General features: G+C 64.3%; 21 protein-coding genes and 2 pseudogenes. 10 read left to right on the top strand and 13 right to left on the bottom strand.

Annotated features, from left to right (window positions below):
- Nucleotides 1-5: 5 nt before the first annotated feature.
- From HN018_RS09355 to HN018_RS09395, 9 genes are all read right to left on the bottom strand, one after another.
- Complete coding sequence (locus HN018_RS09355) at nt 6-857, bottom strand: acyltransferase family protein (RefSeq protein WP_171834095.1); 852 nt, start codon at nt 855-857, stop codon at nt 6-8.
- A 334-nt stretch (nt 858-1,191) separates the two neighbouring features.
- Nucleotides 1,192-2,244: a sulfotransferase family protein gene (locus HN018_RS09360; RefSeq protein WP_171834094.1), complete on the bottom strand. Its 1,053-nt coding sequence runs from the start codon at nt 2,242-2,244 to the stop codon at nt 1,192-1,194.
- 215 nt (nt 2,245-2,459) lie between these two features.
- The gene (locus HN018_RS09365; protein WP_171834093.1) at nt 2,460-3,629 is read right to left on the bottom strand and encodes a DUF1501 domain-containing protein; all 1,170 of its coding nucleotides are present in this window, start codon (nt 3,627-3,629) and stop codon (nt 2,460-2,462) included.
- A gap of 7 nt (nt 3,630-3,636) precedes the next feature.
- The gene (locus tag HN018_RS09370) at nt 3,637-5,076 is read right to left on the bottom strand and encodes a DUF1800 domain-containing protein (protein ID WP_204259714.1); all 1,440 of its coding nucleotides are present in this window, start codon (nt 5,074-5,076) and stop codon (nt 3,637-3,639) included.
- A gap of 188 nt (nt 5,077-5,264) precedes the next feature.
- Nucleotides 5,265-5,516, bottom strand: a complete 252-nt coding sequence (locus HN018_RS09375; RefSeq protein ID WP_171834092.1) for a hypothetical protein — start codon at nt 5,514-5,516, stop codon at nt 5,265-5,267.
- 42 nt (nt 5,517-5,558) lie between these two features.
- Entirely contained in the window at nt 5,559-5,894 is a 336-nt protein-coding gene (locus HN018_RS09380) for a hypothetical protein (protein WP_171834091.1), read from the bottom strand.
- Between the two features lie 94 nt (nt 5,895-5,988).
- Nucleotides 5,989-6,468: a periplasmic heavy metal sensor gene (locus HN018_RS09385; protein WP_171834090.1), complete on the bottom strand. Its 480-nt coding sequence runs from the start codon at nt 6,466-6,468 to the stop codon at nt 5,989-5,991.
- On the bottom strand, nt 6,465-6,899 hold the full coding sequence (locus HN018_RS09390; protein ID WP_171834089.1) for a hypothetical protein: 435 nt from the start codon (nt 6,897-6,899) through the stop codon (nt 6,465-6,467). Before HN018_RS09390 ends, HN018_RS09385 begins: the two co-directional genes overlap by 4 nt.
- Entirely contained in the window at nt 6,896-7,492 is a 597-nt protein-coding gene (locus HN018_RS09395; RefSeq protein ID WP_171834088.1) for an RNA polymerase sigma factor, read from the bottom strand. The genes HN018_RS09390 and HN018_RS09395 overlap by 4 nt, the downstream gene beginning before the upstream one ends.
- A gap of 701 nt (nt 7,493-8,193) precedes the next feature.
- Between HN018_RS09395 and HN018_RS09400 the strand changes: the two genes are divergently transcribed.
- Nucleotides 8,194-9,237, top strand: coding sequence for a SphA family protein (locus tag HN018_RS09400; protein ID WP_171834087.1), 1,044 nt, complete (start codon nt 8,194-8,196; stop codon nt 9,235-9,237).
- Nucleotides 9,238-9,311: 74 nt separating this feature from the next.
- Here the strand turns inward: HN018_RS09400 and HN018_RS09405 are convergent, their stop codons facing one another.
- Complete coding sequence (locus HN018_RS09405) at nt 9,312-10,007, bottom strand: TetR/AcrR family transcriptional regulator (RefSeq protein ID WP_171834086.1); 696 nt, start codon at nt 10,005-10,007, stop codon at nt 9,312-9,314.
- On the opposite strand from HN018_RS09405, the gene HN018_RS09410 reads away from it, so the two are divergent.
- The 7 genes from HN018_RS09410 to HN018_RS09435 are packed head-to-tail and all read left to right on the top strand — an operon-like array spanning nt 10,006 to nt 16,042.
- Nucleotides 10,006-10,803, top strand: a complete 798-nt coding sequence (locus HN018_RS09410) for an SDR family NAD(P)-dependent oxidoreductase (protein WP_204259715.1) — start codon at nt 10,006-10,008, stop codon at nt 10,801-10,803. The genes HN018_RS09405 and HN018_RS09410 overlap by 2 nt on opposite strands.
- Nucleotides 10,804-10,819: 16 nt before the next feature.
- Entirely contained in the window at nt 10,820-11,182 is a 363-nt protein-coding gene (locus HN018_RS28445) for an AMP-binding protein (protein ID WP_275434287.1), read from the top strand.
- Between the two features lie 3 nt (nt 11,183-11,185).
- Nucleotides 11,186-12,460 carry a (2,3-dihydroxybenzoyl)adenylate synthase gene (locus tag HN018_RS09415; protein WP_204259717.1) on the top strand — a complete coding sequence of 425 codons (1,275 nt, stop codon included), beginning with the start codon at nt 11,186-11,188 and terminating at the stop codon, nt 12,458-12,460.
- On the top strand, nt 12,457-13,203 hold the full coding sequence (locus tag HN018_RS09420) for an enoyl-CoA hydratase (RefSeq protein ID WP_171834085.1): 747 nt from the start codon (nt 12,457-12,459) through the stop codon (nt 13,201-13,203). Before HN018_RS09415 ends, HN018_RS09420 begins: the two co-directional genes overlap by 4 nt.
- A complete protein-coding gene (locus HN018_RS09425; RefSeq protein ID WP_171834084.1) occupies nt 13,200-14,000 on the top strand; it encodes an enoyl-CoA hydratase-related protein in 801 nt (266 codons plus the stop codon). The genes HN018_RS09420 and HN018_RS09425 overlap by 4 nt, the downstream gene beginning before the upstream one ends.
- Before the next feature lie 18 nt (nt 14,001-14,018).
- Nucleotides 14,019-14,861 (top strand): amidohydrolase family protein, encoded by an 843-nt coding sequence (locus tag HN018_RS09430; protein WP_171834083.1) that lies wholly within the window; start codon nt 14,019-14,021, stop codon nt 14,859-14,861.
- Between the two features lie 2 nt (nt 14,862-14,863).
- Nucleotides 14,864-16,042 (top strand): acetyl-CoA C-acyltransferase, encoded by a 1,179-nt coding sequence (locus HN018_RS09435; protein WP_171834082.1) that lies wholly within the window; start codon nt 14,864-14,866, stop codon nt 16,040-16,042.
- 236 nt (nt 16,043-16,278) lie between these two features.
- On the opposite strand, the gene HN018_RS09440 is transcribed toward HN018_RS09435, so the two are convergent.
- Together HN018_RS09440 and HN018_RS09445 are read right to left on the bottom strand one after the other, a co-directional pair.
- A complete protein-coding gene (locus HN018_RS09440; RefSeq protein WP_172443470.1) occupies nt 16,279-17,676 on the bottom strand; it encodes an MFS transporter in 1,398 nt (465 codons plus the stop codon).
- A gap of 117 nt (nt 17,677-17,793) precedes the next feature.
- Nucleotides 17,794-18,747, bottom strand: coding sequence for a dihydrodipicolinate synthase family protein (locus HN018_RS09445; protein ID WP_204259718.1), 954 nt, complete (start codon nt 18,745-18,747; stop codon nt 17,794-17,796).
- Nucleotides 18,748-19,081: 334 nt separating this feature from the next.
- On the opposite strand from HN018_RS09445, the pseudogene HN018_RS28640 reads away from it, so the two are divergent.
- A pseudogene (locus tag HN018_RS28640) lies at nt 19,082-19,649 on the top strand (IS481 family transposase); the annotation flags it as partial.
- A 61-nt stretch (nt 19,650-19,710) separates the two neighbouring features.
- Here the strand turns inward: HN018_RS28640 and HN018_RS09455 are convergent.
- Nucleotides 19,711-19,848, bottom strand: a pseudogene (locus HN018_RS09455) (IS256 family transposase); the annotation flags it as partial.
- Between the two features lie 408 nt (nt 19,849-20,256).
- Between HN018_RS09455 and HN018_RS09460 the strand changes: the two are divergent.
- Entirely contained in the window at nt 20,257-21,408 is a 1,152-nt protein-coding gene (locus HN018_RS09460) for a rhomboid family protein (RefSeq protein WP_171834079.1), read from the top strand.
- Nucleotides 21,409-21,590: the final 182 nt, after the last annotated feature.

Here is a 21,590-nt window from a genome sequence, read left to right on the forward strand (position 1 = left end):
TGGTGTCAGTTCGCGTTGACGCTGACCAATTCAGACCGGACGACGGCAATCCGCCTGCGGAGCCGGCCGGTAAACTCACGGCCGAAGCGGTGCGACGGCTTTTCGACCACGACGTTCAACGCCCAGGCGATCATCAGGAAGCTCGCAATCATCGCGCCGAATGCCAGGTAGCGCACCGGCACCGAGACCGTCTCCAGTGCAGGCTCGAACGCCCACAGGAAGATCCGGAACAGCGTCTCCTGCACCATGTAGAACGAGAACGAGATCGCGCCGAGCCACATGAACAGGCGAGTGCGCAAGAGCCAGTCCACCGGGCCCGCCTTTTGAACCAGTCCGACGATCAGGATGAGAAACGCGAACGGCTCCAGCGTCGCGAACCTCGGCACCAGCAGCGTGATCGCGATGAATGCGATCGCGCCGATCGTCATCATGGTGCCGACCCGGGGGCCAATCGATTTGCCGGTCTCGATCGCACGATGCGCTAGCATGCCCGCGGTAAAGCAGAAGATCATCCGCACCGCCCCGAAGATGCCGGTCGGGTTATTGTTGGCATGGTGTCCCGCTATCATCGCCGCCGTCAGGGCCACCAGGCACAATCCTGCACCCACGTTGAGCAGCAGCGCGCTCTTCTGCCGCAACAGCACGAAGGCCATCAGCGGGAACATCAGGTAGCCCAGCAGTTCGGCGCTGAGCGACCACGAGGGCCCGTTCCATTCGCCCAGCTTGGCCAACGTGAACGTCTGCACCAGCAGGAAACTCTGCACGAAGCCTGGCCAGGACAGGTTGTGCATCTTGTAGGCATCCCCTGGTCCGACAAACGCCCGCGAGAACGCCACATAGCCCGGTGCCAGCAGCACGAACGCGTCAAGAAGCTGCCTGGGTCATGTCAGTCGTGCTGGTGGAGGCCTGTCTTTGCGGCGCACCCGAGCAACGTCAGACATGTCACCTTGCAGATGAGAGCCGGGCCGGCCGTGTCCGGGTTCGTAATCCGACCATGCCGGCCAAGGAGGTCGGGACAATCACGGCTGGACAGGAAGATGAAGATGTCAGGCCAACATCAGGAAAGCACCATCAAGTCCGTGGCATCGTGATGTTTTCGAAAACCATTGGTGCGCTATCAAGGGAGGGCAGGTGCAGGCCCGCTATCGACCGTCGACAGCCGGCCCCAGGTTATTGTTCGCCCGGGCAGCCCTAACCAGGGTACCGAGCGGCAACCAGAGCATAAAGCTTCCGGTCCCAGTCGCATCCGCTCGCGACCGTCGGTGCCGCTTCGTCGAACTCGGCCAGTGCCTCTGTTGATGCGCCGGTATCGAGCACGTTCCTGAAACCCAGGGTATTCGACGGAGCGGCAATTGCCAGCATGTCCGCAAGATCCTGCGCGAAGGCATCGACCTGCCCAACGGTACGGAACAGGCACCGCTTGTCGGCAAGAGCCCGTTCGCCGTTTTGAAACACTTCCTCGTCCATCTCGGCGCTGTAGCCACGTGCGAAGTCGAACCCCAGCATCAGCAACTGCTGCCTGAGCTCCATGTGTCCGTCCCGTGTTTCGAGGAACTGCCTGAGCGGCAGGTCTCGCATGGCCTGCATGACCGGCGAGAAGGTCGACGGGTCCTCGGCCTGGCGTCTGCTATGCATGAACGCCGAGCGAAACCGCAGCACCGGGTCACGGACAATCCCGACCAGACGATCGTCCGGCCCGGCATGGGCGGCCAGGAGCGGCAAGGGCACATGGCCACCGACAAGATCATATTCGCCCGGCCGTGGCGGATTGGCGAGAAAGCTCTCGAACGTTTCGTAGTAGATACTGGCGACGACCCTGTTGCTCAGGAACTCCCAGATCGAGGTTCCGGCGGTCTTCGGAATATGGCAGAAAAACACCGTGTTCCTGATTCTCTTCCGGAAGGACGAGTGCAGATATTCATGAAGCGTGCAGGCATGCCGATCCTCGATGATCGGTTGCGGCTTCGGAATCTCGAGATGCTCTTTCCGGAAGCAGACGAACACCTCGTTGGCGTACAGGAACCGCCATGTCCGCATGATCCCGCGCAAGGTCTTCTTGTCGAGGCAGGCCAGGTTAGCCTTGTGCAGTATCAGTACGTTCGCCCTGCCGATCCTGATCTCGTTCTTGTAGGTGCGCGTCGCCACGGATGGCGGCCAATCCCCGGGCGGCAGAAGCATCAGGTCGCTTTCACGAAGATGCGGACTTACCGCTGCCCAGGTCGCCTCCCAGAGAGGATCTTTCATGGTCCGGGCCCGACAGATGTCATGAAATCATAACATGGTGAGCTTCGGCCCTTCAGGGCAAGGGTCTTCCAGTGTCTTCCCTGGCAATCGGCTCAGTACGAACGCCCCTCCGAACTACGCGACGTCCGAACAAGTGCGCGGCGACACGCATGTGCAGTGCCATGCCCAGCTAGGAGACACTCGGCAGAGTCCTGCGATCGATCGATCCAGCAGCCTCAGATCCTGACGAGACCAAGCACCGGGCTGCCGGTGGAATGGCCCTGGCCCGTCATGCGGAACAGCTCCTGCCGCACCCGCGACGGATCGAGGCCAAGATGCTCGCCGACGACACCCGCGATCACCGCATCGAGCCCCAGGGTGGGTCGCAGGTCGCGATCCTGGTAGAGCGACGCGGGAGCCAGCCCGGGCCAGTCGGCCAGCACCCGGCCGCCCTTGATCGCGCCGCCCGCCAGCATCGCCACCGTCCCGGTACCATGATCGGTGCCGCCGGTGCCGTTGACCGCGGCCGTCCTGCCGAACTCGGTCGCCACCAACACGACCGTCCGCGACCATTCGGCGCCGAGGCCGCGCTGCAACGCCGCGAGCAGCGTATCCAGCCCCGCAAGACGGGCATGCAGCCGTGGCGCCTGGGCGCTGTGGGTATCCCAGCCCGCTGTCTCGATCATCGCGATGCGCGGACCCTCGGGCGTGGTCAGGAACCGGGCCGCAAGTGCTCCGAGACTGGCCGGATCCTGGCCGGGCATCGCGCCGCCCGCCAGCCCCTTCGCATCCAGCGCCGCGGACCAGAGCGCATGCAGTTGCGGGTCGGCGTCGTAGAGCCTCGAGACCCGCGCCATCAGGTCGTCCGAAACCGGCGGCAGTCCCGACGGCTCGTACGAGGTGACGGGAGCGGCGCCGCGCAGCGCCATCGGCACTGTCGCCGCCAGCGCGATTGCCGCCGGTGCGGTGGAACCGGGGCCGGGCAGGAGCCCCGCCAGTCGGTTCAGCCAGCCATCCTTGACCTGGTACGGCAGGGTGCCTCCGGTCTCGAGCACGTTCTGGCCGTCGAAATGCGAGCGGTCGCGATACGGCGAGGCCAGCGCATGCACGAACAGCGCCTGTTGCTGCGCATACATCCGGCCGAGCTCGACCATGGCCGGGTGCAGCGCGAACATGCCATCGAGCCGGATCGAAGCCGACGGATCGCCGACGAGCTTGCCGCGCAGGGCGGCATAGGCCGGATCGCCGACCGGCCGCACCATGTCGAGCCCATCGGCCGCCCCGCGCTGGATGATGAAGACGAAACGCCGGTCGGTCGCCACCGAAGCGAGCGCCATGTACGGGCTGATCCACAGGGCGCCACCGCCGGTCGCGGCGAAGGAGAGGAACCGGCGGCGATACAGCATGGTGGCGTCACCTTCTCAGGAAATCCGGCGAAACGAGCAGCAGGGCGAGTGCGGCGGTCGGGCTTTCGGCGCGAGTGATCTCGGTCGCGGTTTCCGGCGACAGCGCACCCGGCAACAGGCGCGGCGCCAGGGTCCGGGCGTCGAGCCGTTGCCCGATCGGCGCGGCGAAACGGCCGGCAAGCTCGACCCGCTGCAGCAGCGAGGCGGGTGCCGCCCAGGTCGCGTCGGTGTCGTCCCATCCGGCCGGCGAACCCGGTTTCCAGACCGGCTGGCCGAGCTTCGCCAGCAGGGGCGCGACCTGGAACGCGTTCGCATTGTCCGCCCCGAACCCGCGCAGCGCCGACACGGTCCAGTCCCATGGGCTCTTGAACCTGAGCGCGACCGGTGCCCACGGCTCGGGCGAGTCGATCAGGGTGCGGTAGAGGCTGGGCAGGTCGCCCCTGGTCGCGTTGAACGTCGCGGCGAGGCGTCCGACGAGTGCGGGTGGCGGCACGTCGCCGGTGAAATGCCTCGCGAGCGCTGTCGAGATGTGGCTCGCGGTCGCCGGATGCCTGGCGAAATCCCGCAGCGCAGCCTCCGCCTGTCCCGCACCGGGCTCGTCGTACTCGATCCCCATGATGGTCCGCACGCCGGGTTCGTGACGCGCGGGACGGAAGACGAAGGCGTCCGGGTCGGCGCCACCGGGGTCGATCGTCCATCCGGTGAGCGCGCGGGCGAACTCGGTGACGTCGGCCTGGGTGTAGCCGGATCGCACGCCCATCGTGTGCAACTCCATGATCTCGCGCCCGAGATTCTCGTTCAGGCCGGGGCGGCGGGCATGGTCGCGTTGCTCGACGTGCAGGGCCGCCTTGCTGTCCGGCCCGATCGATCCACGCTGGTTCAGGTAGATCAGCATCGCCGGGTGCTGCTCCACGGCAAGCAGCATGTCGGAGAAGCGCCCAAGCACATGCGGTCTGATCGCGTCGCGCTCGAAGGCGCCGGCAAGGGCGGCAACCGGCGGGTTGTCCGCCGACACACAGAAATGGTTGGACCAGAACACAACCATCCGTTCGATGAATGGGGCACGGTTGACCAGCATGGTCTGCATCCGCGCCTGAACCGCGTCGTGATACAAAGCGTGCGCATCATGGGTGAATTGTTGTCGCGCAGCCTTTTGCACTGCTGCCGGATCTCCTGCGCCACCGGCATCCATCGCCGCACGGTCCGCCTTCCGATGCAGGTCGTACCGTTGCAGGATGGATCCCGCATCGGGCAGCGTTGCAAACGATGCCTGCTGCGGCATGAAGCGATCGAACTGGCCGAGCAGCCACCCGCGAGGATCGACCGGCAGCGTCTCGTCGGATCGGGCACCGAGACCGAACCGGTTCAGCGCGATCGCGATCGGCGATATCTGCGTGTTCATCGCGGACTGCGCGATCAGCGGCAGCGATACGGATGGTAGGCACACCAGCCGCCGCCTGGTCGCCACGGTTCGACGATGCAACCGGACAACGAGCCGCCGAGTATCGCCAGCATGCAGGCAACGCGAATCCGATGCTTGATAGTGCGAAAATCCATGGATGCATTTCCATTGTGCCAGAGTTCACGACCGTTACGAGCGGGCAGGGATGTCGCCCGATCGTCTGTCAGTCGAGTTCACTCGGCAGGCTGCGAATGGCGGTGCGCTCTCCGGAACGCGTGGATGTCCTCCAGCTTGCCGGCCTGTGCCTGTACTTCCGTAAGATGTCCGTCGCCGGTGGTGTTGGCTGCAGCGAAGCGTTCACGCAGCCGGTGCGTGGGATGGGGCGAAGCGGGTGCTTCGATAGAGGGTGAAGCCTGCGCCAGCGCCAGCTGCGGCAGGGACGCAGATGCCAGCATTGCCGCGACAACAAAGGATGCAATACGCATGGATGAACCTCCGGACGCTCACCGATAAAATCGCGATGACAATCAGCGCGGCATGACGCCAGGCTGCGCGATATCGTTGTGCTTGTCGGCATGGATGCGCTTCGAGAGCGCGTTTTCCCGCCCGTTCAGTCGACGGGTTTCCCCGTTGGTGAGGTGCCCGCCATGAGCGGCCAGATCGGCGCGACGCGATGCATTGATGTGTGCTTCGCGGCTTTCGAGAGTGCCGGCGCCGCCGGCGGTGATCTGGCCGCTTCCGATACCCTGCGAGATGCGTCCCTGCTGGTTCGCTTCCCGATTGCGCACCTCCTGCGCGCCGGCGGCGATCGGAACGAGGATGGCGAGCACAGCTGTCAGTGCGCGAACCTTGGACGACGTCATCGTGTTTCTCCGATCCGGACTGATCCTGTTCATGCCTTTTGAACGGGGGATGAACGGGATTCCGTCGACAGAAACCTACGATTTCGGCGAACGGTTATTTCGGCGCTGCGACCGGGTGTTTCGGATGATGCAGCGGTCCGCCATGCGCGAGGCCGGCGGCCAGCAGCGCGCGTTCGTCGAGCGGCAACGTCGCCGCAAAATTTACCGCCTCGGTCTCCAGGCGGGTGCGCAGCGCCAGATCGGCGTCCCGTGCGCGGGCCAGGGCGGCATTCACCGCAACGGCGTCGAAATCCGGCTGCATGAACAACGCCGCCGCCGCCTGGCGATTTTCGCGCGCAATCCGCGGCAGCTCCCGATTGTCGCGCACCGTCTGGCGCATGATGTGCGCGAAACGGCCGCGATCCGGAGCCGGCAGCGTCGCGCCCGCCTCGGTGATCGGGCGATGCGCCGGGTCGATGCGATGCCCAATGCCCTGGTGCGACAGCATGAGCAGGCCGCCGCCGATCACACCGGCGGCGAACACGTTGAGGATTGCCGATGCGCCAAGCAACCGGGTGAGGCGGCGGTCCGTCACGATCTGTTCTCTGTCGGTTGATGTTCGCCGAGTTCGAGCGGCGCGCCCAGGACATCCACCTGGTAGAGCGATGCGCCGGCCTGGTCGTCGGACGGCGCCCAAAGCGCAATCACGCCGGCGCCGGTGGCAAGCCCGCCGACCAGGGTGGCGGCCGTGCCCAGCCCGGACAGCCAGACCTGCAGCCAGCGGCGGCGCGCCTTCGCCCGCGTTGCCGCAGCCATGATCCGGCCGGTAAGGGCGGCGCCGGGACCCGGACGAGGCAGCGTCCAGCTCTCCAGCCTGGTGTCCAGCCAGGCTGCCTCCGCCAGCACCGCCCGTGCCTCCGGCCGCGAGGCGAGATGGTGGCGCGCCGCGTCCCGCTCGGCGTCGGGCCAGCGTTCGATCTTGCTGCCGTAGGCGTCGGCCAAGGCAGCGAACCGTGCCGGTGTCATAACCCACTCCCCTCGATCCCGATCTCCAGGAGTGACGACCGCAGGGCTCGCCTGGCCCGTGACAGCAGGCTCTCCAGCGCTTCGACACTGATATGGAGGATGCGGGCGATCTCGATGTTCGACATGTCTTGGTAGGTGTGCAGCACAATCGCCTCCCGCTGCCGTGGCGGCAGCCTGGCGAGCGCCGCCTGCACCTGCTGCGTCATCTCCTGGCTCTCGATCCGCCGGTCCGCGCCTGGCACCGGATCGACCTGTTCCGGCGGTTCCGCAACCGAGATCTCGCGCCGCCTGCGCAACCGGTCCGTGCAGAGGTTGAGCACCACCCGGTGCAGCCAGGTATCGAACCGTGCCGGCCCCGGCCGCCACTTCCGGGCCTGGCGCCAGACGCGCAGGAACGCGTCCTGGGCAATGTCGTCGGCCTCGGCGTTACGGCCCAGTTGCCGCAACGCGAGCGCGTGGATCCGCGGCAGCTTGGCCGCAACCAGGATCCGCATCGCTGCCTCCTCTCCCTGCGCCACCCGCGCCAGCAGTGCCGCATCCGGGTCTTCCAGCGGCCCGGCCTGTGCGCCGGTCGACGGCGGTGCGGTCGACATCCGTTCCTCATCCCAGCGCGTGTGTCGTCGCTACCGGCTTCCACGCAGCCGCCCGCCAAATCCGTCGCGACCCGAAGCAGAAAATGTTGCGACAGGGCCGGGCGTCGCGGCCCTGGTCTCCCAGTGCGGTCGCCGTTGCGCTGATTGGTCCGATTGGCATTCCGCTCGCCTGGCGCTGCCTGCTCCGGGAGATCCTGAGGGTGCCGGATGTAGCTGCTGTGGCATGATGAAGAGGATACTGCGCAATCAGGGCAGCTGCTCGATCCGTGCGACACCGCCGAAATCAGCCACTTGGCGCTCAGCCGCTCAGCTTCGAGGACGCGAACTTCTAGGCCCGGAGCACCAATCAGCCATGTGCTTTATGAAGCGGAACGCTTCACAGCCGCGATGTGTCAGCCACCGAGCACCACTGTCGAGGACTACCTCGTTGAGTGCAGTCGTACAACCAGACCGCCATCAGACCCACCCCTTGCTCTGTAAAAAGCGTCACGGTCGCTCGGTCATGAGCGTGTCCAGGTTTTGTTCAACAACGTGGGCCTACGGTGTCTTGTTTAGCCCGCGCAACTCAGGAGCCGAGGGCCCAGAGCAGCAGCTTGCCCATCTGCGTAGTTCTCAGCTACGAATGAACATGTTCGGTATTGTAACCTGATCATCATTGCGGAGCATAACGGACAAACCAAGTCGAGCCGCAGCAAGCGGCCATGGCGTATTGGGAGGAAGACATGGTGGCGAGCACGTATCGTGCAGGCGCAGCCGAGCGTATGCGCAGGTTTCGTCGATCGATCGACGTCCCGATGAGGTCGCGATCTCCCCGGGGCGCCTTTTTTGCGATCCTTTTCGCCCTTGCGATCCAGCTTCCTTGGGCGACGTGTGCACAGGCCCGGGAACGTGGCCAAGGCGCCCTGTACAACCCAGGAGTTTCGATCGGCCTACCCACGGGAATGAACCCGCCGGAGGGGTTTTTGGCGACCAGTTCGCTCAACTTTTACTCTGCCGACAATACACTGGCAGTGCCTAATTCCCGCGCCCCGTCGACCAGCATCAACGTCACATCCGAAGCGCCGCGCTTCTTTTGGACCATGCCTTGGAAAGTATTTGGCGCGACCGAGATGATGTGGATGGCCCAGCCCTATGTCTGGCTGTCAGTCAAGTCGCCTTCCGGAACAACAAAAGTGTCCGGGTTCGGCAATACATTGCTGGAACCAATTAACCTATCGTGGAACCTGCACCACCATCTACATGGTTCTATTGAGCTCGGCGTGTACGTGCCTGACGGCGACTTCCCAAAAGGCGCGGCTGCCCACATCGGCAACGACTTCTACACGTTCCAGCAGGAAGCTTCTCTCACCTATCTCGCCAATAGCTACAGCGCCACCGCACACTTCCTTTACAACACCAATACAGCGAGTGCGGGAACGCATTACAGATCCGGTGATCAAGCCTTCCTGGAGTTGTACGCCACCAAGACCTTCAATCGATTCTCGATCGGGCCAGTCGCTTACATGTCCAAGCAGGTCACCGCCGACAATCAGTTCGACAAGATCGTGGCAAGCGCCAGTAAGCCACAACAGATCGCTGTCGGCGGGATCGCCGCCTACAATTTCGGCAGAGTTTCGCTGCAGGTCTACGTCACCCAGGACGTGGAAGCTCGCTATGGCGGCAGCACAGGGACCCGCGTCTGGACCCGTCTGGCAATACCTTTCTCCTCTCACAACAGGTCGGCAACACGCTACACAGCTCCGTGATCCCTGCACTCGATCGAACCATGAGCGCCGTTGCCCGGCGCTCCTCCAAGCTGTCGGCAGCTGCATGCGCCAGACTAGCGGAGGCCGTCGATAACCACTTTCAGAAGACGTTCCAGCCCCTCTGCGCCCGCCTCGGCCGACACCTCTTCCTCGCCTAGCCATCGACGAACTTCAGCGGCGAAAATGTAGAAAATGATCTGTGCCGCCATGGCGTCGCCCGCCACCGAGTTTATTTCGCCCCGCTTCCGCGCCTGCCGGATCAGGCGTTCAATTTCACCCACGGTCGCCGCGCGGATCGCCTGGAAGCGCACGCTCTGTTGACCATGGGTGTAAAAAGTAAGCTCGCGCAGGAGATCGCGGTAGAGGCGGCGATTTTCGCCATATAAGACGAAGAAGTGCCGGAAGGCTGATGCCAGTTGATCAGCAAGCTCCGCTTCGTCATCCAACCCGAAGAAGGCGCGCTCCGTAAGCGCGGCAAGATCATCGTTGCAAGCCAAGAACAACAGATCACGCTTGTCTCGGGCATAAAGAAACAGCGTCGCCAACCCGACGTGCGCCGCCACCGAAATCTCTCGCGTCGTCGTGAGATCGAAGCCCTGCTCGCCGAAAAGTTTGCGCGCCGCCGCGCGTATCCTTTGCAGCTTATCTTGCTTGTTCTCTTCTCGAAGCGTCGGGATCCCCATCGCCGAACTTGAGCAGCTAACGAAAAGAGAGGCAAGCGTCGAACCGACCTCACCGGCCTTGACAGCTCCAAACCCGAAAGCGATCATGTTCGGAACAGAACAAGCTCATATGGGTGGGGAAATGCAGCGCAAGGTCGCCCTGGTTACTGGAGCTGCGAAGGGTATCGGACGGGCCATTGCCGTAGCGCTAGCGGCTAACGGCTTCGATCTCGCCGTCAATTACAGCCGTAGCGAAGACGCCGCCGCAGCAACAGCGAAGCTTTGCGAAGCCGCAGGCGCCGCGGTCGTCCTTGTGCGTGCGGACGTCAGCCAGGAAGCCGAAGTGGCAGAGATGATCGGCCAGGTGGAGGCGCGCTATGGCGGCCATCTCGACCTGCTGGTCAACAATGCCGGCACAACCAGCGACGTGCCGCCGAAGGCATTCGACACGATGGACGTTGATGACTTCGATCGCGTGTTCGCCGTCAATGTCAGGGGCCTGTTTTTAGTCATCAAGCATGCGTCGAGGCTGCTCAAGGCCATGCCACAGGCGGACGTGATCAACGTCGCCAGCATCGTAGGCCTGCGCCCCGGTCCCCAGCCGCTCCCGTACTCCGCCAGCAAGGCGGCGATCATCTCCATGACCCAAACCCTGGCAGGTGCGCTTGGGCCATCGATCCGCGTCAACGCTCTGGCCCCTGGCTGGCTAGAGGGTGAATGGATGGAGCGGACGCTTGCGGAAAACTATCAGACGCTGATGGCGCGCCGCGCCAAGGCGACGCCGCTGAAGCGCTGCGCCACGGTCGAGGACGTTGGCGAGGCGGCTGTAGCCCTGGCCACCACGCTCCGCTTCACCACCGGCCAGACGATCGTCATAGACGGCGGCTTCAGCGCTGTAACTTGAGCGGAAAGGAAAAGCTATGCAGGGAGTCGTACCCTTTCCACCCGACGTCGCCGAGCGCTACAGGGCGTTGGGCTACTGGCGAGACCGACCGCTAAGGGCGGCCTTTTCGGAATGGTGCGCACAATATGCCGAACGGGTTGCGGTGCGCGACGCCGAGCGTGCGCTGACCTATGCAGAGCTTGACGCAAAGGCGCAAAATCTGGCGCTGAACCTGCTGGACCTCGGCCTTGAGCCCCGCGACCGGGTGCTGGTTCAGTTGCCCAATGTCATCGAGTTCGCGGTTCTGCATTTCGCCTTGCAGAAGATCGGGGTGATCCCGGTCATGGCCCTGCCTCCCCATCGTTACCGCGAGATGAGCTTCTTCGCGGATATCAGCTAGGCCGTGGCAAGCTTCACCCCGGGCGTGGTGCGTGACTTTAGCTATGTTGAAATGATCGGGCGCATTCAGACGGCGACCCCATCGCTGAAACTCGGCATCGTTCTGGGCGAGGCGGCTCCCGGCTTCGTTTCGCTTACCGAACTGATAGAGCGCCCTGCCAGTCGCAATCCGGCCGACCTGCAGGCGGTCCGCATTGAGCCGACCGATCCAGCCCTGTTCCTGCTCTCGGGCGGCACGACCGGCATCCCCAAGCTGATCCCGCGCACCCACAACGACTATGAGTTCAACTCTCGGCTCGCCGCTTCCGTATGCGGCATCCGCCAGGGCAGCGTGCTGCTGGACGTTCTGCCCATCGCCCACAACCTGCCGCTGGCCTGTCCAGGACTGCAAGGCTTCCTCATGCACGGCTGCGAAGTGGTGTTGCACACCTCGGCGGCGGCCGAGGAGGTCTTTCCCCTGATCGAGCGGTATCGAGTAACCCATATCCATGCGGTGCCAGCGCTGCTGATCCGCTGGACCGAAAGCGCCGAGCAGACCGCCTACGATCTCAGCTCGGTCAGGGTGATCCAGAGCGGCGGCCAGCGACTGCAGCCAGAAGTGCGCCGCCGCACGGCGCGCACCTTCGCCAACTGTACGGTGCAGGAGAATTTCGGCATGGCCGAGGGCCTGTTGATGTTCGTGCGCCTGGATGATCCCCTGGAGGTCCGGATGGAAACTGTCGGCCGTCCCATCTGTCCCGAAGACGAAGTGATGCTGCTGGGCGAGGACGACCAGCCCGTGTCGGACGGCGAGGTGGGGGAGCTCTGCTGCCGCGGCCCCTACACGCTTCACGGCTATTACCGCGCCGAGGAGCATAATCGCCGCGCCTTCACTCCTGACGGCTTCTATCGCAGCGGCGACCTGATGCGTCGCCACCCAACCGGCAACTATCTGGTGGAGGGTCGCAAGAAGGACCTGATCAACAGGGGCGCCGAGAAGATCAGCGCCGAGGAGATCGAAGAGTTGATCCTGCGCCACCCGGCCGTCGAGAACGTGGCCTGCGTCGCCATGCCCGACCCGGTCATGGGGGAGAAGACCTGCGCCTGTGTGGTTTTGCGTAACGACGCGCGCCTGAACCTAGCCGAGTTGGTAGATTTCCTGCAGCAGTTCGAGTTGGCCAAGTACAAGCTGCCAGAGCGGCTGGAAGTCTTTTCTCAGCTCCCGCTTAGCAACTTCGGCAAGGTGTCAAAGAAGGACCTCGTCGTCGACGTCGTGGAACGCATGAAGGCCGTTGCATGAGCGTGCTGTCCGTCGAAGTCCGCTCGGGCGTCGCGGTCCTCACGCTCAGCGACCCTGACCGTCGCAACATCCTCTCCGCCGCCATGTGCATGGCCCTCAGCGCTGCGGTTGCGGAGGCTGCCAACGACCCTCACGTGAACGCCCTGCTGATCACGGGCGCCGGCTCCGCCTTCTGCGCTGGGGCCGATCTCGCTGCCCTGGAGGCCGCGTCAAAGGGCGATGATCGGGAGGTGCTGGCCGTCTACAAGGCCTTCATGGACGTGGCCGATAGCGTCTTGCCGACCGTGGCCGTGGTGAACGGCCCGGCGGTGGGGGCCGGCTTCAATCTGGCGCTTGCTTGCGATTGGCGGATCGCCGGCGCCCGGGCCCGGTTCGACACCCGTTTCTTGAAGCTCGGGCTGCATCCCGGCGGCGGGCACGGCTGGATGCTGATCCGCGCCATCGGGTGGGCGGCGGCCTCGCGGCTTCTCCTCGGCGGCGGCTCCGCGGATGCTGTCGAGGCGCTGCGCATCGGTCTGGTTGAGACTGTAGCGCCCGACGATCAGTTGTTGGAAACAGCCCTGGCGAGTCTCGGTGATCTAGGGCGTACGCCACGGGAGCTCTTGCTACGCACCAAGGCCAGCATGCGGCAGGCGACGAAGACGACTCATGCCGAGGCCTTCATCCACGAAACCATCGAGCAGCGTTGGTCGCTCGGTGAGCCCGCCTTTGCCGCCATGGTGGCGCGGGCTGCCGCTCGATGAGCGGCGCGCCGCCCGTACTGATCGTGCAAGACGGCGCTGTTGCGCGCTTGACGATCAATCGGCCCCTGGCACTCAACGCCATGGATTCTCACGCCCATCTGGCGCTGAGCAACGCCCTGACAGCGTGCGAGGGCGACGACACGATCCGCGTTATCGTGCTGTCCGGGGCAGGCGAGAAGGCTTTCTCCGCCGGCCGCGACCTCAAGGAGATCGCCGCCGAGCGCGGCCTCGATCCCGCCGGACGCGCCGAGCTGGCAGCGCGCTGGAGCGCCGTGCGCCGTCTGACGGATCGCCAGGATATCACCAAGCCGATCCTGGCCCGGGTGCGCGGAATCGCCTTCGGCGGCGGCTTCGAGATCGCGCTCGCGTGCGACCTGATCATCGCCGCCGAGGACGCGCGCTTCGCTCTCCCGGAGCCCAGGCGAGGGCTGATCCCAACTGCCGGCGGCGTCCACCGCCTGCCGCGTCAGCTGCCCATGAAGGCGGCCATGGGGCTCCTGCTCACCGGCCGCGAGTTGGACGCCGCGGGCGCCCATGCGCTGGGCCTGGTCAACGCCGTCGTCCCGGTCGCCGAGCTGGATGCGGAGGTCGATCGGTGGATCGCCGATATCCTGGCCTGCGCGCCCCTGTCGCTACGCGCTATCAAGCAGTGCGTGGCCGAAGGGCTGGGCCGGCCGCTGTCGGCGGCGCTGGCCGCCCATTATCCCTTGGAGGCGGTCCGCCAGGGGAGTGACGACGCCCGCGAAGGTCCACGCGCCTTCGCCGCGAAACGTGCGCCGGTCTGGACCGGGCGCTGATCATCAAAGGTTGAAACTGTGCGTGTCATCGATCTGCACTGCTATCCAAACACGAAGGTTTGGATCGACTGCCAGGGTCCTTATGTCGACGCGCTGGCCAAGTACTGGAAGCGCGACTGGACCTGGAAGACGGAGGAGGAGGTCGCCGCCGAATTCCGCGAGTTCGGCATTGAAGCCTGTCTGGTGGCGCTGGATCTCTCGACCACCATCGCCACGCCCCCCTGCTCCAACGACTATGTGGCCGGGATGCGGGATCGCTACAGCGACTGCATGATTGGCGCTTGGGGGGCGGTTGAGCCGTCCACCGGAGAGCTGGCCATCCGCGAGGCGCGCCATGCGGTGCAGGACCTCAAGATGATCGGCTTCCACTTTCACCCGATCATGCAGCGCTTCAGCGTAGACGACGCGCGCTACTACCCGCTGTTTGAGGAGATCGCGGGTCTGGGCGTTCCAGTGATGATCGACGTCGGCATGACCGGCATGGGGGCCGGCATGCCGGGCGGCATGGGCGCCAAGACCCGCCACGCCCACCCCTCCGCCATAGACAGCCTGGCCGCCGACTTCCCCGACCTGACCATTATCATGGCCCACCCCGGCTATCCCTGGATCGAGGAGACCACGGTGGTGGCGCTGCACAAGGCCAATGTCTTCTGGGAGATGTCCGGCTGGGGGCCCAAATACCTGCCCGAAGGCATCATCCGCGACATGCGCGGGCGGCTGCGCGACAAGATGATGTTCGGCAGCGACTATCCCTCCATCCCCTATGCTCGCCTGCTGAAGGAGTGGAACGAGTTGGGCTTCACCGACGCCTTCCTGGAGGGTTTCTTCCACGGAACCGCCGAGCGCGTCCTGGGGCTTTGAACATGAGGGAAGCCGTTGTCGTCTCGACCGCGCGCACGCCGATCGGGCGCGCCTATCGCGGCGCCTTCAACATTACCCATGGCGCAGATCTCGGCGGCCATGTCATCCGCCACGCCGTCGCGCGCGCAGGCATAGCCCGGGACGAAATTGAGGATGTCGTGCTGGGCTGCGGCCGGCCGGAGGGCGCGACCGGCGGCAATATCGCCCGCCAGTCCGCCCTCGCCGCCGGGCTGCCCGACGGGGTCCCCGGTCTGACTGTCAGTCGCATGTGCTCGTCGGGCCTGCAGGCGATCGCCATCGCCGCCCAGCGGATCCTGCAGGGCGAGGGCGATGTCTATGTGGCCGGCGGGCTGGAAAGCATCTCGCTGGTCCAGAACGAGCACACCAACACTTGGCGCGCCCGGTCCCAGACCTTGCTGGACCATCGGCCAGACATCTACATGCCCATGCTGGAGACCGCCGAGCTGGTGGCGCAGCGCTACGGGATCGGCCGCGAGGTCCAGGACGCCTACGCCCTGGAAAGCCAGGTTCGGACCGCTGCAGCCCATGCCGCCGGCCGCTTTGACGCCGAGATCGTAACGCTGGACACCATCAAACAGGTCCACGCGAACGAAGAGGTCCGCGAAGAGCCGGCGCGGCTTACCCGAGACGAAGGCGCCCGCCCGGAGACCACCGCTGCGGGGCTCGCCATGCTCAAGCCGGCGCTGCGGCCGGATGGAACGGTCACCGCCGGCAACGCCAGCCAGCTTTCGGACGGCGCCTCCGCCTGCGTGTTGATGGAGCGGGCCTTAGCGGAGAAGCGGGGGCTGGAGATTCTCGGGGTATTTCGCAGCTTCGCTATTGTGGGCTGCGCCCCTGACGAGATGGGCATCGGGCCTGTTCTGGCGGTACCCAAGCTCCTGCAGCGTGCGGGCCTGCAGGTCGCGGACATCGACCTTTGGGAGTTGAACGAGGCTTTCGCTGTGCAGACGGTCTACTGCCGCGATCGGCTGAGGATCGATCCCCAGCGGTTCAACGTGAATGGCGGCGCCGTCTCGATCGGTCACCCCTACGGTATGTCGGGTGCGCGCATGACGGGCCACGCCCTGCTTGAGGGCGCCAGACGCGGCGCCAAGCGGGCCGTGGTCACCATGTGCATTGGCGGCGGCATGGGTGCGGCTGCACTTTTCGAGCTCGCCTGAGCCGCCGAGGCACGGCCGCAAACCTTGATCTAAGTCACGGTTCACGAGGAGAACGGGGCGATAACTTGCCAACTTCCGCATATGAGGATGTGGTATAGACCTCATGCGCGAGAGATGCGTGCGTGAGCGGCCCAGCCGCGTCGCATCGCGTTCAAAGCACCTAAAGTGTGCGGAATGTTCGCGCTATACGAGCGGAGGGCGCGCCGGGTGCCCTCCTCTAAGCCGCGCCGACGACGTTAAGCCGCGAGTTCCTCCAGCCGTCGGCCTCGCGTCTCGACGAAGAAGGCCGCGACGGTCGCCGCCCCGACCAGCGACGCGCCCGCGAAGAACCCGAACACGCTCGGCAGGCCGACGTGCGACAGCAGCAGGCCGACGATGAGCGGCCCTACAATTGAGGCGATGCGCATCCAAGCCGTCGCCACGCCCGTGCCGAGTGCCCGCATTCGGGTCGGATAAATTTCCGGCGCATAAACATAGATTCCGCTGAGCAGAAGCGTCAGGAAGAACATCGACACGGCCGATAGCAGCATGACGTCATGGGCGGGAAGTCGCATCCCCACCAGGATCAGCAGCGGCGCGGCGCCCCCGAGGAAGCCCATCAGGAAGCAGGGTTTGCGCCCGATCCGCTCTACCGCCCAGGCGCCGAAGAGCGCGCCGGCTATGCCTGCCGCATTGGGAACCAGCGCGTAGGCGAGGCTCAGCTTCAACGGCAGCTTATAGACGCTGACATAGAGCGTCGGCATCCAGGCCAGGAGACCATAGCCTGTGACCGACAAGCAGAAGGCGATCAGCCACACGGACAGGGAGCGGCTGCGATACCCCTTGCCCAGCAGGTCGCGGAGCCCGGCCGCCTGGGTCTTGATTGGAGGAACCAGGGAGACCTCGACGATCGGCAGGGTGCGCCCGGAAGCTACGATCTGCGCTTCTATGCGGGTGACCAGGGCGTTGGCCTCGCTCGCGCGTCCCACGGTCGCCAGCCAGCGCGGCGACTCCGGGACCAGCCAGGGAAGGAGGACGGCGAGGACCAGTGGCAGGCCGCCGATCACGAACATGACCCGCCACCCGTAATGGGGAATGATCTGGGTGGCGATGAAGGCGGTGGCCAGCGCGCCGCCCGCAAACAGCGCCTGAAGGATAAAGACGATGCGCCCGCGCAGCCGGGTGGGGCAGAGTTCGTTCAGGAAGCTGGCGGCGATCGGCACCTCGCCGCCCAGGCCCACGCCCTGGACGAAACGCAGCACCAGCAGCACCGGATAGCTCGGCGCCGCCGCGCAGCCGAGCGACAGGAGCGAGACGATGAACAGTGCCGCCATCAGCGCCGGACGTCGCCCGAACCGCTCGGCCAACCCGCTCATGCCAACGGCGCCGATCAACTGGCCGCAATAGCCGACCGCCAGAAGAAGCCCGATCTGCATGGCGTGGATATGCCAGGCACCGATCAGCGCCGGCAGCACAAAGGCGATGGTTAGGGAGTCGAAAGCGTCGAACAGATGCGCCAGCCCCACGACCGCCAGGGTGAGGACGTGGAAGGCCGAGAAGGGCAGCCGGTCGAGGCGTGCAGGTATCATAAAATCAGGGTCGAGCGCCTCGATCTTGTTGGCCAGCTTCATCGTTTCCTCCGCGGCCGCGGCCATCCCCGCGAGCCGACTTCCCCGTGCCGACCGGCGCGTTGTTATCGCGCCGCCGGCAATTATGTCGCTCGCCCATTGTGTTCGGCTTCGAAATGGCCGGGCGTCGCGACGGTGCGTGTTCTAGGCGGCGATCTTCAAAGCATCGCGCTCGATCACCGGAATGCCGGCGCCCTGAAGGAGACGATAGAGGGTTTCGATTTCCTGCTGCCGCGGCCTGGGCATGGGCGCGCGCATGAACGGGCTGGGGATCAGGCCCGCCAGCCAGGCAGCGGTCTTGTAGCGGATATGCAACCGGCCCATGTCGGCAACGTACTCGTGCAATTCGACCAGCCCGCTCTGCCAGACCGTCTTGGCGGCCGGGAAGTCGCCCCGGTCCCAGGCGTCGAGGTGGTCGAGCATCGGGTCCTTGGCGTAGTTCCAGAAACCGCTCAGCGTACCGTCAAATAGGTCATTGGCGCGATACTCGTGGAAGCGGGACGCCAGGGCGCCCATAACTGACACGTGCCGGTCGAGCTTGCGTAAGGCTTTGGCAATGATCTTATAGCCGTCGTACATGTAGGTCATCTTCCAGCCGACGATGTTGGGTATTTCGCGGCAGAGATTGACGGTGGCCTTCACGGGCAGGCCAGGGAAGAAGGGGAAGTCCGAACCCGAAACAGGGTGGGTGATGATGGGCAGGTCCACAGCGCGATCCTGAGCCTTGATGGTGTCGCCCCAAATCTCCGGATATTCGTCGGCGTCCCAGCAGGAGGTAACGTCCTGAGCACCGCCGGGCGGCGTCACGAAGATGCCGTCCACGCCCAGCGCCTTACAGTCCTTGGCGGTCTCGACCATCTCATCAGTGGTGAGCGCCCATGTGCCGGCGATGATCGGCAGCTTGCCGTGCGCCTCTTCCATAGCGATCTCTAACACACGACGCTTTTCCTCCCGCGTCATGTAGAAGATTTCACCCGCCTCCGGGTTGATGCACAAGCCGCCAAGCTTAGTGAAGCGGGGGTCGTCGGCGAAATGCCGGACGAACTTTCGCAAAGCCGGCTCGTCGATCTTAAAGTCGCTGGTCCAGGGCAGCAGCAACGCTACGTATCTTGTATCACCTACCGTCCGCATCTCGTTTCCTTCCTCTTACGGAAAACCGAACATGTTCATATGTGCGCGCAATCAATCGGCGGTCAAGGGTCGAACGGATGTCGCTCCGCACTGTCGGCCACTGTTGAAGACGCGCGGACGTTTGCCCGGCTCTAACGCACACGAGGCATGTTCGAGGCGCTGACGGATGTTGACCTTGCCCCCCGTAATTCCCTCGTTCTGAACTCACGTCCGTCACCAGGAGACGGAAGATGAAGCGGTCTAGGAGTTTCGTCCCAAGTTTTAATGGTGCATTCTTATCCGGTAGATGGAAGGAAGCATTATCGGCCAGGTTCTGCATGGCTGCGCCACAACGACTGCGGCGATCCGTTGAGCGACACAACTTGAGGTGAGAGAGTCTGAGGGGCTCTCGCCGGGCGCTATGGCATCAACCAGAAAACCGTTGCCAAGTGGAAGCGGCGGACCTCGGTGACGGACCAGCCGACCGGTCCAAAAGACCTGAAATCGACCGTGTTGTCGCTTGAGCACGAGGCGATCATCGTGGCCTTCCATCGCTATTCACTGCTGCCACTCGACGACTGCCTCTACGCTCTGTGGGCCACCATCCCGCATCGGCTCCACTCGTCACTGCACCGCTGCCTCCAGCGCCACGGTTCGACGGTCTCTTGCCGCCAAACCCGTTTGCCCGACGTCAGTGGCGATAAGATCGATAGAAAAACTCCAACGAATATCCACTCGGCTATTTTCACGTGGATATCGCCGAAGTCGGCATCGAGCAGGGCAAGCTCTACCTTCTGGTCGCCATCGACCGGACTTCGAGGTTCGCCTTCACCGAGCTGCATGAGAAAGCCACCAGGCAGGTCGCCGGCGACTTCCTCCGCCCTCTCATCAAAGATCGTGTCCCACCGCGTGGTGTAGGAGCGGTGTATCTGTGCAGCGTTGGCTGCGTGATCAGGCGGCCAGTGATGGCAGGCTGACGGCGAGATCATCGCTCAGCGGCGCGATGGTTTCCAGGGTCATGTAGCGAGCACGCTGCACGGCCCACTCGTCATTCTGCTTCAGCAGCAGGGCGCCGATCAGTTGTATCACTCTTTTGCGTCCGCGCGTGGGCGGTTTGGGTAACGGCGGTTGGATACGCTCCCATTCCTCGTTCGTCAGGTCAGTCAGATAACGCCTGGGCCTGCATGCGATGTCGGCCATCCGGCCGCGGTTCTCTTGGGTCCAAGTCCCAAGCTTGAATCATACCAGACCAAGCCGCCGCGAGCATTCTCAAACGGTTTCTGAGGTCCCGAGCGATTGCCGGCTCTCTTGTTCGGGTCCGGGTCTCGCCCACCGCGACGTCGCCAACGCCCTGCAGATCGCTTCCAGGAGCAAGATGCCGGTCTCCCGGCTCCGGTAACCCCGACTTTCGTGCCTCGGACGCGTCGAACAGGACAAATAAGCGAACGCCCAGCCTTTCCTTAACCAAGGGTTAACGTGGGCAAGAGAAAGTTCCTGATGCGCACCAGCTCAGGCGGTACCCTCTCCTATTCCCGGATGCCCAGGAACGCCTCGGAAGCCGGCGTCGTCACGCGGTGGCCAGTCTCGACACTTCTGCTGCTCGCGATCCTCGTCGCGGTCTTTGCAGTCGAGGTTCACCTGGCCCCGCCCGGTGAAGATAAAGGGTTGAGCCCGTATACGCAGATCATGGTCGGTGGCCTGACCGGAAGCCTGGCGCATGCCGGGCAGTGGTATCGGCTACTTTCGTCCGCTTTCCTGCATGCCAATCCCCGGCACCTGTTCATGAACGCGTTCGCCCTGGGGCTGGCGGGTTATGCCCTCGAGCGGATCGTGGGACACGCCTGGGTCGTCTGCATCTTTGCGATGGGCGCCGTATGCGGAGGGTTGGCTTCAGTCCTCATGCTGCCGTCTTCCACGGTCACGGTGGGTGCCTCGGGCGGCATCATGGCGCTGCTGGGAGCCCTGTACATGACCAGCTTTCGGGTTCCCAGAAGTCCTGCCCGGTGGCGCATCCAGTCGAAGGCCATATACTTCGGAGTTCCCGGCCTTATCCCACATCACGCAGTGGGCTCCCTGCAGACCAACTATGCTGCGCATTTCGGGGGCGCCATTTTCGGGATCCTGATCGGCGGTCTCCTCCTCGCCGGCTGGGAAAGCTTTTCGACGCGACCGCCTCACGCGCATGGCGCAACGGTTCTGGCCACCGTCGCCCTCCTGGCAGCCGGTTTTTCCGCCTATGGCGTGTCGAGCACTTACGGCGCCCAGCCGCACTTAAATCGGTTCATCCCGCCCGCGAGCATCCCGAAGAAGGATGTCGACATGGTCGCCCATGGTGACGCGCTCGCCATCGCGTTTCCGGACGATGCGAGAGCGCACGTCTTTGCCGGCATGGCTCATTTGTCGCGCATGGACAGGATGGGGGCGGAAGGCGAGTTAGAGACGGCGCTTCGTCTGGATGCAAGCGAACCAGGGCTCTATTCCCGAACCTTCATGAACACCGTTCATGTTCTTCTGGCGACTTTATTTTCCAAGGACGGTCGACCGATCGAAGCAGTCGCCATGGCTCAGCCGTTCTGCCGGCAACCGAACTGGACGCAACAGTCGCCTCGGCTGGTAGCTCTCGTTCGTGCCGGGCATTTATGCTCTTGACGTGTCCAGCCGTCTGACTTCCCGGCGAAATTTTCGCGTAGCCCGCAAAAGGCCTGCAGGACTCGATCACGATCCTCCATTACCCATAAAACTGGTCACAATGTCTTCGGCCAGTTTCCTAAAACCTGATGCCGGCTTTCCACTGAGGTCAGCAATTCAGCCGCTCGACCTGACCAGGAAAG

It is taken from the genome of Lichenicola cladoniae, from assembly GCF_013201075.1.
In the GTDB taxonomy this organism is placed as follows: domain Bacteria; phylum Pseudomonadota; class Alphaproteobacteria; order Acetobacterales; family Acetobacteraceae; genus Lichenicola; species Lichenicola cladoniae.

Bases quoted from the DNA above. Each gene is read 5' to 3' on its own strand.
- HN018_RS09425 (WP_171834084.1), top strand. From the start codon at position 13,200: ATGAGCGGCGCGCCGCCCGTACTGATCGTGCAAGACGGCGCTGTTGCG.
- HN018_RS09375 (WP_171834092.1), bottom strand. From the start codon at position 5,516: ATGCGTATTGCATCCTTTGTTGTCGCGGCAATGCTGGCATCTGCGTCC.
- HN018_RS09435 (WP_171834082.1), top strand. From the start codon at position 14,864: ATGAGGGAAGCCGTTGTCGTCTCGACCGCGCGCACGCCGATCGGGCGC.
- HN018_RS09390 (WP_171834089.1), bottom strand. From the start codon at position 6,899: ATGACACCGGCACGGTTCGCTGCCTTGGCCGACGCCTACGGCAGCAAG.
- HN018_RS09440 (WP_172443470.1), bottom strand. From the start codon at position 17,676: ATGGCCGCGGCCGCGGAGGAAACGATGAAGCTGGCCAACAAGATCGAG.
- HN018_RS09405 (WP_171834086.1), bottom strand. From the start codon at position 10,007: ATGATCGCTTTCGGGTTTGGAGCTGTCAAGGCCGGTGAGGTCGGTTCG.
- HN018_RS09395 (WP_171834088.1), bottom strand. From the start codon at position 7,492: ATGTCGACCGCACCGCCGTCGACCGGCGCACAGGCCGGGCCGCTGGAA.
- HN018_RS09360 (WP_171834094.1), bottom strand. From the start codon at position 2,244: ATGAAAGATCCTCTCTGGGAGGCGACCTGGGCAGCGGTAAGTCCGCAT.
- HN018_RS09420 (WP_171834085.1), top strand. From the start codon at position 12,457: ATGAGCGTGCTGTCCGTCGAAGTCCGCTCGGGCGTCGCGGTCCTCACG.
- HN018_RS09365 (WP_171834093.1), bottom strand. From the start codon at position 3,629: ATGCTGTATCGCCGCCGGTTCCTCTCCTTCGCCGCGACCGGCGGTGGC.
- HN018_RS09400 (WP_171834087.1), top strand. From the start codon at position 8,194: ATGGCGTATTGGGAGGAAGACATGGTGGCGAGCACGTATCGTGCAGGC.
- HN018_RS09410 (WP_204259715.1), top strand. From the start codon at position 10,006: ATGTTCGGAACAGAACAAGCTCATATGGGTGGGGAAATGCAGCGCAAG.
- HN018_RS28445 (WP_275434287.1), top strand. From the start codon at position 10,820: ATGCAGGGAGTCGTACCCTTTCCACCCGACGTCGCCGAGCGCTACAGG.
- HN018_RS09380 (WP_171834091.1), bottom strand. From the start codon at position 5,894: ATGACGTCGTCCAAGGTTCGCGCACTGACAGCTGTGCTCGCCATCCTC.
- HN018_RS09460 (WP_171834079.1), top strand. From the start codon at position 20,257: ATGCGCACCAGCTCAGGCGGTACCCTCTCCTATTCCCGGATGCCCAGG.